The organism is Isoptericola variabilis (assembly GCF_050311655.1).
Taxonomy (GTDB): Bacteria; Actinomycetota; Actinomycetes; order Actinomycetales; family Cellulomonadaceae; genus Isoptericola; species Isoptericola variabilis.
The window spans coordinates 3,646-5,586 of record NZ_JBNOZM010000014.1; the positions used below are offsets into that span (position 1 = coordinate 3,646).

Consider the following 1,941-nt stretch of genomic DNA (forward strand, 5'->3'; position numbering starts at 1 on the left):
CGACCCCGAAGAGCCTGGTGTGTACTAGCCGGCCGGCGAGACGCCAACCCGATCCTTCTAGTCAATGTTCCACCCATGAGCAACCACCAGACACTCCAACGGTGTCTCAGATGGTCTGCCTGACCCCCACCCCACCACCGACACCACCAGAAGACCTGGCGCGCCGACCGCGAAGCTTACGCGGGGGTATCAGATGCTCCTTAGAAAGGAGGTGATCCAGCCGCACCTTCCGGTACGGCTACCTTGTTACGACTTAGTCCCAATCGCCAGTCCCACCTTCGACCACTCCCCCCGGAAAACCGGTTGGGCCATGAGCTTCGGGTGTTACCAACTTTCGTGACTTGACGGGCGGTGTGTACAAGGCCCGGGAACGTATTCACCGCAGCGTTGCTGATCTGCGATTACTAGCGACTCCGACTTCATGGGGTCGAGTTGCAGACCCCAATCCGAACTGAGACCGGCTTTTTGGGATTCGCTCCACCTTACGGTATCGCAGCCCTCTGTACCGGCCATTGTAGCATGCGTGAAGCCCAAGACATAAGGGGCATGATGATTTGACGTCATCCCCACCTTCCTCCGAGTTGACCCCGGCAGTCTCCCATGAGTCCCCGGCATAACCCGCTGGCAACATAGGACGAGGGTTGCGCTCGTTGCGGGACTTAACCCAACATCTCACGACACGAGCTGACGACAACCATGCACCACCTGTGCACCGACCTTACGGGGCACCCATCTCTGAGTGTTTCCGGTGCATGTCAAGCCTTGGTAAGGTTCTTCGCGTTGCATCGAATTAATCCGCATGCTCCGCCGCTTGTGCGGGCCCCCGTCAATTCCTTTGAGTTTTAGCCTTGCGGCCGTACTCCCCAGGCGGGGCACTTAATGCGTTAGCTGCGGCACGGAACTCGTGGAATGAGCCCCACACCTAGTGCCCAACGTTTACGGCATGGACTACCAGGGTATCTAATCCTGTTCGCTCCCCATGCTTTCGCTCCTCAGCGTCAGTTGCGGCCCAGAGACCTGCCTTCGCCATCGGTGTTCCTCCTGATATCTGCGCATTCCACCGCTACACCAGGAATTCCAGTCTCCCCTACCGCACTCTAGTCTGCCCGTACCCGATGCAAGCCCGAGGTTGAGCCTCGGGATTTCACACCAGACGCGACAGACCGCCTACGAGCTCTTTACGCCCAATAATTCCGGACAACGCTTGCGCCCTACGTATTACCGCGGCTGCTGGCACGTAGTTAGCCGGCGCTTCTTCTGCAGGTACCGTCACTTGCGCTTCTTCCCTGCTGAAAGAGGTTTACAACCCGAAGGCCGTCATCCCTCACGCGGCGTCGCTGCATCAGGCTTGCGCCCATTGTGCAATATTCCCCACTGCTGCCTCCCGTAGGAGTCTGGGCCGTGTCTCAGTCCCAGTGTGGCCGGTCGCCCTCTCAGGCCGGCTACCCGTCGACGCCTTGGTAGGCCATCACCCCACCAACAAGCTGATAGGCCGCGAGCCCATCCCCCACCGAAAAACTTTCCAACACCCACCATGCGATGAGTGCTCATATCCGGTATTAGACCCCGTTTCCAAGGCTTATCCCGAAGTGGAGGGCAGGTTGCTCACGTGTTACTCACCCGTTCGCCACTGATCCACCCAGCAAGCTGGGCTTCACCGTTCGACTTGCATGTGTTAAGCACGCCGCCAGCGTTCGTCCTGAGCCAGGATCAAACTCTCCGTAAAAGAGAACAAACACCACGAACCCCAAAGAGCCCGCAGCATTCAATGATACCGGCCAGACCAAACTAAACTAGCTCAGTCCGATCCAAAGAAATCCACAAAGGGATTCAAAATACTTGGCATTGACTATCAAACACACTGTTGAGTTCTCAAACAACCGACGCACACCCACAGAACCAGAACTTCCGTCCCAGCCCCGCCGGGGCAACCCCTCAAAC

The 1,941-nt window shown here is 57.9% G+C and carries 1 rRNA gene; it reads right to left on the reverse strand.

The features are described from left to right. Positions 1-204 precede the first annotated feature (204 nt). A 16S ribosomal RNA gene (locus tag ACQP60_RS20865) occupies positions 205-1,726 on the reverse strand. Between the last annotated feature and the right edge of the window lie 215 nt (positions 1,727-1,941).